Source organism: Micromonospora sp. LOL_013 (assembly GCF_048060315.1).
Lineage (GTDB): Bacteria > Actinomycetota > Actinomycetes > Mycobacteriales > Micromonosporaceae > Micromonospora_E.
In genome coordinates this window covers 121455-130855 of record NZ_JBHMIQ010000016.1, presented here as the reverse complement: position 1 = coordinate 130855, position 9401 = coordinate 121455, and the positions used below count along the sequence as shown (strand labels likewise).

Annotated in this window: 9 protein-coding genes; 2 read left to right on the top strand and 7 right to left on the bottom strand. The window is 71.1% G+C overall.

Features of this window, described 5'->3' with window-relative positions:
* From dmpG to ACFHWS_RS13105, 7 genes are all read right to left on the bottom strand, one after another.
* Positions 1-631, bottom strand: a 631-nt coding sequence (dmpG, locus tag ACFHWS_RS13135) for a 4-hydroxy-2-oxovalerate aldolase (protein ID WP_416568271.1), incomplete at its 3' end; no start/stop codon positions are given.
* Positions 631-1554, bottom strand: coding sequence for an acetaldehyde dehydrogenase (acetylating) (locus ACFHWS_RS13130; protein ID WP_416568270.1), 924 nt, complete (start codon positions 1552-1554; stop codon positions 631-633). The genes ACFHWS_RS13130 and dmpG, both read right to left, overlap by 1 nt.
* Positions 1554-2384 carry a 2-keto-4-pentenoate hydratase gene (locus tag ACFHWS_RS13125; protein WP_416568272.1) on the bottom strand — a complete coding sequence of 277 codons (831 nt, stop codon included), beginning with the start codon at positions 2382-2384 and terminating at the stop codon, positions 1554-1556. The genes ACFHWS_RS13130 and ACFHWS_RS13125 overlap by 1 nt, the downstream gene beginning before the upstream one ends.
* 2 nt (positions 2385-2386) lie before the next feature.
* Positions 2387-3895, bottom strand: a complete 1509-nt coding sequence (locus ACFHWS_RS13120; RefSeq protein WP_416568269.1) for a 2-hydroxymuconic semialdehyde dehydrogenase — start codon at positions 3893-3895, stop codon at positions 2387-2389.
* On the bottom strand, positions 3892-5235 hold the full coding sequence (locus tag ACFHWS_RS13115) for an FAD-dependent oxidoreductase (protein WP_416568268.1): 1344 nt from the start codon (positions 5233-5235) through the stop codon (positions 3892-3894). Before ACFHWS_RS13115 ends, ACFHWS_RS13120 begins: the two co-directional genes overlap by 4 nt.
* Positions 5228-6532, bottom strand: a complete 1305-nt coding sequence (gene kynU / locus ACFHWS_RS13110; protein ID WP_416568267.1) for a kynureninase — start codon at positions 6530-6532, stop codon at positions 5228-5230. Before kynU ends, ACFHWS_RS13115 begins: the two co-directional genes overlap by 8 nt.
* A gap of 11 nt (positions 6533-6543) precedes the next feature.
* Entirely contained in the window at positions 6544-7437 is an 894-nt protein-coding gene (locus ACFHWS_RS13105) for a tryptophan 2,3-dioxygenase (protein WP_416557439.1), read from the bottom strand.
* Between the two features lie 143 nt (positions 7438-7580).
* Between ACFHWS_RS13105 and ACFHWS_RS13100 the strand changes: the two genes are divergently transcribed.
* Entirely contained in the window at positions 7581-8018 is a 438-nt protein-coding gene (locus ACFHWS_RS13100) for an Lrp/AsnC family transcriptional regulator (RefSeq protein ID WP_123600997.1), read from the top strand.
* Positions 8019-8121: 103 nt separating this feature from the next.
* Complete coding sequence (locus ACFHWS_RS13095; protein WP_416557438.1) at positions 8122-9387, top strand: AAA family ATPase; 1266 nt, start codon at positions 8122-8124, stop codon at positions 9385-9387.
* Positions 9388-9401: the final 14 nt, after the last annotated feature.

Here is a 9401-nt window from a genome sequence, read left to right as displayed (position 1 = left end):
CGGCGACGACGCTGTTGGCCACACCGAGGGACAGGTTGTGGTGGGCGTGAATGCCGATCTGGGTGGCCGGGTCGAGCACCTGCCGGTAGGCGTCGACCCGGGCAGCGACATCCGTCATCAGCAGCCGGCCGCCGGAGTCGGTGACGTAGACGCAGTGCGCCCCGTACGACTCCATCAGCTTGGCCTGCTGCGCGAGCCCTTCGGGGGTGTTCATGTGCGACATCATCAGGAAGCCGGCCACGTCCATGCCGTTGTCGCGGGCCCAGCCGATGTGCTGGGCGGCGATGTCGGCCTCGGTGCAGTGGGTGGCGATCCGGACGCTGGTGACCCCGAGGTCGCGGGCCGCTTTCAGGTCGTCGATGGTCCCGATGCCGGGCAGCAGCAGCGTCGTCAACGTCGCCCGGCTGATCGACTCGGCGGCGGCACGGATCCAGTCGGCGTCCGACGCGGCACCGTGGCCGTAGGTGACGCTCGATCCCGCCAGCCCGTCACCGTGGGCGACCTCGATCGCGTCGACCCCTGCGGCGTCCAACGCGGCGGCGATCACCCGGACCTCGTCGACGGTGTACCGGTGCCCGATGGCGTGCATGCCGTCGCGCAACGTGACGTCCTGGATGTACAGGCGGGTCATCACCGCACCCCTTCCCGGAGGGCGACCAGACGTTCGGCGGTGCGAAGCGCCGCCGAGGTCATGATGTCGAGGTTGCCGGCGTACGCGGGCAGGTAGTGCCCGGCACCGGACACTTCGAGGAACACCGACACCTGGACACCGGTGAAGTGGCTGCCCAGCGCCGGCACGAACGCGTCGACCGGATCGAACTGCACCCGCTGTTTGAGCCGGTAGCCGGGCACGTACTCGGCGACCGATGCCACCATGGCGTCCACCGAGGCGGCCACCCGGCCGGTGTCGACCCCGGCCGGGATCAGGCAGTAGACAGTGTCGCGCATCAGCAGCGGCGGATCCGCCGGGTTCAGCACGATGATCGCCTTGCCCTTGCCTGCGCCGCCGACGACCTCCAGGGCGCGGGCGGTGGTCTGGGTGAACTCGTCGATGTTCGCCCGCGTCCCAGGGCCGGCCGAGCGGGACGCGATCGAGGCGACGATCTCCGCGTACGCGACCGGGGCCACCGCCGCGACGGCGGCGACGACCGGTACGGTGGCCTGCCCGCCGCAGGTGACCATGTTGACGTTCGGCTCGGCCAGGTGTGCGTCCAGATTGACCGGCGGCACCACGTACGGGCCGATCGCGGCCGGCGTCAGGTCGACCACGGTCCGGCCGTGCGCCTGCAGGATCTCGTTGTTGCGCCGGTGCGCGCCGGCCGACGTGGCGTCGAACACCAACCCGACGTCGGCGAACTCGGGCATCGCGACCAGGCCGTCGACGCCGTCGGCGGTGGTCGCCACGCCGAGGCGGCGGGCGCGGGCCAGCCCGTCGGATTCCGGGTCGATGCCGACCATCGCCACCATGTCCAGCGACTCCGACAGCCGCAGCACCTTGATCATCAGGTCGGTGCCGATGTTGCCCGACCCGATCACCGCCACCCCGACACCCACTACGACCCCTCCCCTGACTCGCCGTCGGCCGACCGGTCGGCCGGTTTCGCGCTGAATCTGGTCCGCACCGAGCCGAGCCCGGCGATCCGTGCCTCGTACGCCGCTCCTGGGGTGACCGGCACCATCGGGCCGAGCGCGCCGGAGAGCACGACGTCGCCGGCTCGCAGCGGATCCCCGGCGGCTGCCATGGTCGAGGCCAGCCAGGCGACGGCGTGCACCGGGTTGCCGAGGCAGGCGGCACCGGCACCGACCGACACCGGCTCACCGGCGGATTCCAAGACCATGCCGCACTCGCGCAGGTCCACCGAGGCGGGCGGCACCGGCCGATCGCCGAGCACGAACAGCCCCGACGAGGCGTTGTCCGCCACCGTGTCCACGATGGAAATGTCCCAGTCGGTGATCCGGGAGTCGACGATCTCGATCGCCGGTAGCAGGAAGTCGGTGGCCCGCAGCACGTCGACCACGGTCGCCGGCCCGTCCGGCAGATCCGCGCCGAGCACGAACGCCACCTCGGCCTCCACCCTGGGCTGGATCAGCCCGGCCAGGTCGACCTCGTCGCCATCCGGCACCGCCATGTCGGCGAACAGCACCCCGAAATCAGGCTGATACACGCCGAACGCGGCCTGCACCGCCGGCGACGTCAAACCGATCTTCGCGCCGACCCGGCGGCGGCCCGCGCCTGTCCAGCCGGCGACCAACTCCCGCTGCACCGTGTACGCGGCGGCCACGTCACCGACCGGCAGCAACCGGTCCCGCAGCGGTGCACACGGCACCCCGGTGTCGTACGCCCCGGTCAGCGCCGCGGCAGCGGCCCCGACATCCACAGTCACGCTCATGTCAGATCCACACAGACGTTGGTCAACTCGGAGTAGAAGTCCAGCGAGTGCACGCCGCCCTCCCGGCCCACCCCGGAGGCCTTCACTCCGCCGAACGGGGTGCGCAGGTCCCGCAGGAACCAGGTGTTCACCCAGACGATGCCGGCGTCCAGCCGGGCACCGGCCCGGTGCGCCCGCCCCACGTCGCGGGTCCACACCGTCGCGGCCAGCCCGTAGTCGGAGTCGTTGGCCAGCGCGAACGCCTCCTCCTCGGTGTCGAACGGAGCGATGTGGCAGATCGGGCCGAACACCTCCTCCCGCACCAGCCGCGCCGACGAGTCGAGCCCGGTCAACACGGTCGGCTGCACGTACGCGCCGCCGTCGCGGGCGTCGCCGAAGGCCGGCACGCCACCACCGGCAAGGATCTGCGCGCCTTCGGCGCGGGCCAGATCGTAGTAGCCGAGCACCTTGTCCCGGTGGCCGCGCGAGATCAGCGGCATCGTCGAGATCGTCTCGTCGGCGGGCCAGCCGTACCGGGCGTCGCGGGCGGCGGCCGACAGCCGGTCGACGAACTCGTCGAACACCGGCCGCTGCACGTACAGCCGCTCGGTGCACAGACACACCTGACCACCGTTGGTGAACGACGACCGCACCGAACCCGCCACCGCCGCGTCCAGATCCGCGTCCGCGAACACCAGACCCGCGTTCTTGCCGCCCAACTCGAACGACACCGCCTTCACCCCGTCAGCCGCCGCCCGCATGATCGCCGACCCCGTCGCCGACTCACCCGTGAACGTGACCGCGTCCACCCCCGGATGAGTGGTCAGCCACTCCCCCGCCGCACCCGGCCCGAACCCGTGCACCACATTGAACACCCCATCCGGCACACCCGCCGCCGCCATCACCTCCGCCAACAACGTCGCCGACGCCGGCGTCTCCTCCGACGGCTTCACCACCACGGCGTTGCCGCAGGCCAACGCCGGAGCCACCTTCCACGTCAGCAGCAGCAGCGGCAGGTTCCACGGCACGATCACCGCGACCACGCCGACAGGTTTACGGACCGCGTAGTTCAACGCCCGACCACCGGTCGGGGTGACCGTGGTGAACGACTCCGTCGGCGCCGTCGCGGCGATCTCCGCGAACGCCCGGAAGTTCGCCGCCCCGCGCGGAATGTCGAGGGTCCGGGCCTGACCGACCGGCTTACCGGTATCCGCCACCTCAGCAGCCACCAGATCATCGAACCGGCGATCCAACTCGTCAGCCACCGCCCGCAACACCACCGCCCGGTCCCGCTCGGCCATGCCGCCCCAGGGTCCGCGCAACGCCGCGCGGGCCGCAGCGACGGCCGCGTCGACCGTCGCGGCGTCGGCCTCGGCGACCTCGAACACCGTCTCCCCGGTCACCGGCGACACCTTCGGGAACCGAATCCCGGCGTCGACGAACCGGCCGTCGACGAAGCTGCGCAGCAGGCCGGGGCCGTCGGCGGCGGGCCGGCCGGCGTACAGGTCGGGGTGCCACAGGGTCATGAGCGTCCCTTCCGGACGAGCCGGTGGACGGCGGCGCCGAGTGCCCCTACTGACAACGCCGCCGTCCCGGCCACCGCCGCCGCCAGCAGTTGGTGCTGGCGGCGGACCCGACGCCTGACCTCGGCGTACGGGATGGTGGTGAAGGAGACCATTTCGTACCGGGACACGTAGCGCCCCGGCAGTGCCCGTTCCAGGGCGTGTTCGACCTTGCGGAACGTCTGGAACGTCGGGGAGGCGACCTTGTCGCGCATCTCGACGAAGTTCGCCAGGGCCATCTGGGCGATCGCTTCGGCATTGTCCTGGCGGCGGGACTGGTAGAGCGGCAGCGCCGCCGCCCAGTCGCCGCCGGTGTCGTCGAGGCAGCGGTCCAGTTCGACCACGTCCTCGAAGGCGCAGTTGGCGCCCTGGCCGTAGAACGGCACGACCGCGTGCGCGGCGTCGCCGAGCAGCGCCACCCGGCCGCCGACCTGCCACGGGTCGCAGCGCACCGTGCCGAGCAGACCGACCGGGTTGTGCTGGTAGTCGTCGACCAGGTCCGGCGCCAGCGGCGGCACGTCCGGGTAGTGGGTACGGAAGTGCCGTTCGATCGCCGCCGGGCTGCTCAGCGAGGCGAAACTCGACGTGCCGCCGGTCGGCCAGAACAGGGTGCAGGTGAAGGAGCGGTCCGGGTTGGGCAGGGCGATCATCATCGAGGTGCCGCGCGGCCAGATGTGCAGCGCACCGGGGTCGAGTGCGTAGTCGCCGCCGACCGCCGGGATGGTCAGCTCCTTGTAGCCGTAATCGAGGAAGTCGAGGCTCTCGTCGACCAGGCCGTGGGCGAGCAACTGGCCGCGTACCGCCGAACCGGCGCCGTCGGCGCCGAGCACGACCTGCGCCTGCGCGCGGACCGTGCCCTGCGGCGTGTCGAAGGTCAGCTCGCCGGTGTCCGGGTCGAGGCCGACGAGCCGGTGGTCGAAGACGGCGGTGACGCCGGGCGCGGCCTCGGCGGCATCGAGCAGGGCGTTGTTGAGCGCGCCCCGGCTGATCGAGTTGATCGCTCGCTGCCCGTCGGCGCTGTACGGCTGGAAGTCGAGGTCACCGTCGACCGGGTGGATCATCCGGCCGGGCATCGGCAGCGCGTCGGCGAGCACCTGGTCGGCCAGGCCGATGCGGCGCAGCGCGTCCAGGCCGCGTTCGGACAGCGCCAGGTTGATCGACCGCCCGCGTTCGGCGGTGCCGCGTCGCGGGTCGGGTCGGCGCTCGTAGAGGGTGACCGGCAGGCCGCGGCGGGCCAGGAAGCAGGCGAGCAGGCTGCCGGCCAGGCCGGCGCCGACCACCGCGACGGGTGCGCGTTCAGACATCGTCGCCGCCTTTCGCTGGGAGGGTCGCGGCGAGCGCCCGGACGGCCCGCCAGCAGTCGTGGTACGTCGAGTACAGCGGCACCGGGGCGAGCCGGACGATGTCCGGTTCGCGGGCGTCGGCGATCACCCCGTGTTCGTGGCGCAGCCGGGCGGTCAGTGCGTGTGCTCCGCCGCCGGTGGCACCCGACCCGCCACCGATGCGCAGCGACAGTTGGCAGCCGCGCCGGGCCGGATCCCGTGGGGTGACGACGCTGACCGGCCGGCCCGGCAGGGTTTCGTCGAGCAGCTGCTCCAGGTAGCCGGTGAGCCGTTCGCTGCGTTCGCGCAGCGCCGCCATGCCGACCTTGTCGAAGATCTGCAACGAGGTACGGACCGGACCCATGGCGAAGATCGGCGGGTTGGAGATCTGCCAGGCGTCGGCGCTGGCCGGTGGCCGCGACACCGGGGTCATCTCGAAGCGGGTGGCCGGCTCGGTGCTCCACCAGCCTTCGAAGCGGGCCAGCGTCGGATCGCCGTGGTGGCGTTCGTGCACGTACGCGCCAGCGAGGGCCCCCGGCCCGGAGTTGAGGTACTTGTAGGAGCACCAGGCGGCGAAGTCGACGCCCCAGTCGTGCAGCCGCAGCGGCACGTTGCCGGCGGCGTGGGCCAGGTCCCAGCCGACGATCGCCCCGGCGGCCCGGCCGGCGGCGGTGATGGTCGGGATGTCCAGCAGCTCGCCGGTGAGGTAGTTGACCCCGCCGAGCAGCACCAACGCCACCCGGTCGCCGTCGGTGCGCAGGTAGTCGACGACGTCGGCGGTGCGCAGCGTGTCCTCGCCGGGGCGCGGCCGCAGTCGGACCACCGTGCGGTCGGGGTCGAGGCCGTGGAAGGCGGCCTGGCTGCGCACCGCGTAGCTGTCCGACGGGAACGCCGAGTCCTCGATGACGATCCGGGTGCGTTCGCCGGCCGGCCGGTAGAGCGACACCATCAGCAGGTGCAGGTTGACCGTCAGCGAGTTCATCACCACGGCCTCGCTGTGCAGGGCGCCGACCAGTCGCGCGGCGGCGTCGGTGAGCAGTTCGTGGTACGGCAGCCACGGCCGGCCGGCTTCCAGGTGACCTTCCACGCCGAGCCGGGCCCAGTCGTCGAGGTCGTCGAGCAGTTCGGCGCGGGTGGCCTTCGGTTGCAGGCCGAGGGAGTTGCCGGCGAAGTAGGCGACGTCGGGGTGGTCGCCGCCGGTGGCCGGCGGGATGTGGAACAGGTCGCGGTGCCCGGGGTCGGCGGCGTCACGGCGACGGGCGTCGTCCTCAGTGAACATGTGGCAGCCTCTCACATGCTGGTCCGGGCGGACCAGATCTCGGGGAACACCACCCGGGCCATGCTGCGCTGCAGCCAGGCCAGCCCGGCGGAGCCGCCGCTGCCGACCTTGGCGCCCATGGTGCGCTGCACCGCCTTGAGATGGGCGTACCGCCAGTCGCCGAACTGCTCGGCGACCTCGGTCAACGCCTCGCCGAGTTGCCGCAGATGGTTGTCCGGGGCGTTGACCCGGTAGACCTCCACCCAGGCGGCCTCGACCGCCGGGTGCGGTTCGTGTTCGGTGGCGACGTCGCGGGCCAGCAGGTCGGCCGGGATGTCGTGGCCGGCGCGGGCGAGCAGGGCGATCACGTCGTCCCACAGGCTCGGCGCGTGCAGGGCCTGCTCCAACTCGGCGTACACCTCGGGTTGGCGGCGGAACGGGCGGATCAGCGACGGGGTCCGGATGCCGAGGATGAACTCCAGTTGCCGGTACATCGCCGACTGGAAGCCGGAGCCCTCACCGAGCAGGTTGCGGAACCGGTTGAAGTCGGCCGGGGTCATCCAGCGCAGCGTCTGCCAGGAGGCGTTGAGGCCTTCCAGGTGCAGGGCGGCGCGGCGCAGCGGGGCCAGCGCCTCCCACACCCTGTCGGCGCGGATCAGCCGTTGGGCGTCGCGCAGCTCGTGGCGGGTCAGCCCGAAGTACAGCTCCATGATCTGGCTGACCATCAGGAACGACATCTCGCCGGGGTCGTCACTGAGGGTGCGCTGCAGGCTGTGCAGGGTGCTTGCGTGCACGTAGGCGTCGTACGGCACCCGGTCGCCGAACTCCAGGGTCGGCTCGCCGGCGTTGGCGGCGGCGCGGGCGTCGCGTTCGGCGGCGTCCACCGGCCGCACGGCCGGTGGGCTGGCCACGTCGGTGCTGTTCACGTCGGCTGCCCTCCCTTTGCTGTGTCGCCCATGATTGCCGACTTGCGGTCCGCGGCTGAATACCGGATCAACGGCGGTACGCGGCCGCGACCTGCAGGTCCGTGGCTAGATTTGGGTGGTCGGTTAACGAAGGGAAAATGTCCGTGGACGAGATGGATTGGGCGCTGCTGCGTGAGTTGCAGGCCGATGCCCGACTTTCCTTCAGCGAGCTGTCCCGCCGGGTGCACCTGTCGCCGCCGGCGGTGGCCGAGCGGGTCCGCCGGCTGGAGGAGTCCGGGGTGGTCAGCGGCTACCACGCGCACGTCGACCTGACCCGGGCCGGCTGGACGGTGATCGCGCTGATCCGGATGTCCTGCTACGGGTCGCACTGCATCCTGCGCGACCCGCAGGTGCCGACCTGGCCGGAGATCCTGGAGATCCACCGGATCACCGGGGACGCCTGCTCGATGTTGAAGGTGGCCGCAGCGTCGATGGACGCCTTCGAGGACGTGATCGACCGGCTCGCCCCGTACGGTCAGCCGTCCAGCACGATGGTGCTCTCCACCCCGCTGGGCTGGCGTCCGGTCACCGCTGCCGACTGACCTTGCTTGTCAGTCGACTGGACGTCGACAGAGCAGCGATTCTGTCAATTCTCGCCGGATACTGCGGTATGGTTGCGGGGTCATGCGCTAGGAGGCAGGTGCTGTGCTGATCCGTTTCGAGGCGGCGAACTTCCGCTCGATCCTCGGACCGGTCGAGCTGTCGATGGTCGCCGTCGACCGGGACCGGCCGGCGGTGCAGCGGATCGACAGCATCGACGAGAGCCTGCTGCCGGTCGCCGCCATCTACGGTCCCAACGCCTCCGGCAAATCGAACGTGGTCGCCGCGCTCAGCTGGCTACGCGACGCGGTCGCCGACTCGCTGCGGTTCTGGGACGACGGGATCCCGGTCGAGCCGTTCGCGTTCGGCGACGGTCCGCGACGCCCGTCGGAATTCACCGTCGAGCTGATCCTCGGCGGGGTCCGCTTCGAGTACGTCGTCGAGCTCGACACCGACGCGATCCGCTACGAAGGGCTGTTCCACTATCCGGAGCGCAAGCGGCGTCGGATCTTCGAACGCGAAGGCGACGAACTGACGCTGCAACGGGGCCTCGGCCACCTGTCGGGCACCCGTGAGCTGCTGACCGCCCGTACCCTCGCCTTGTCAGCTGCCCGGCGGTTCCGCGAACCCCTCGTCTCCGGCCCCGCCCACGCACTGTTGAACGTCCAGACACTGGGGCAAATGGCTCGGCGCCGCCCGTTCGTGAGGCGGGCGGCAAGCCTCTCGACCAGGTACTGGTTCGAGGAGACCGGCCCCGATCAGCTGCAACCCGCGTGGTTCGAGGACCTGCGTCCGGACCGGGCCCAGGCGTTGGCGCTGCTGCGGATGGCCGACCTCGGCATCGAGGACGTGCTGATCGATGACGGTGCAGCTGCTGATCAGGATTTGACACCGCCGGGCCGTCGACGACGGGTCCGGTTGGTGCATCGCACGGAAAGCGAAGCGGTCCCCTTGGATTTCGGTGCCGAGTCGGAGGGCACCCGTACCTGGTTTCAACTCATCGGCCCGGTGCTGACCGCGCTGAAAGCAGGTTCCCTGCTGCTGTTCGACGAGCTGGACGCAAGCCTGCACCCGACACTGTCCATGCACCTCATCCGGCTGTTCACCGACCCCGCGACGAACCCCTCGGGAGCACAGCTGATCTTCACGTCGCACGACACCAGCCTGCTCAATCACCTGAACCGGGACGAGGTCTGGCTGACCGAAAAGGCAGCTGACGGCGCGACCCGCCTCGGCGCGCTCGCCGAGTTCGCCGGCGAACGCGTACGCCGGTCGCAGAACCTCGAAAAGGCGTACCTGCACGGGCGGTTCGGCGCGCTACCCGACGTCGACCGCACCGAGATCCTCCGGGCACTCGGACTGATCGGCTGACCGGTGGCAACTAA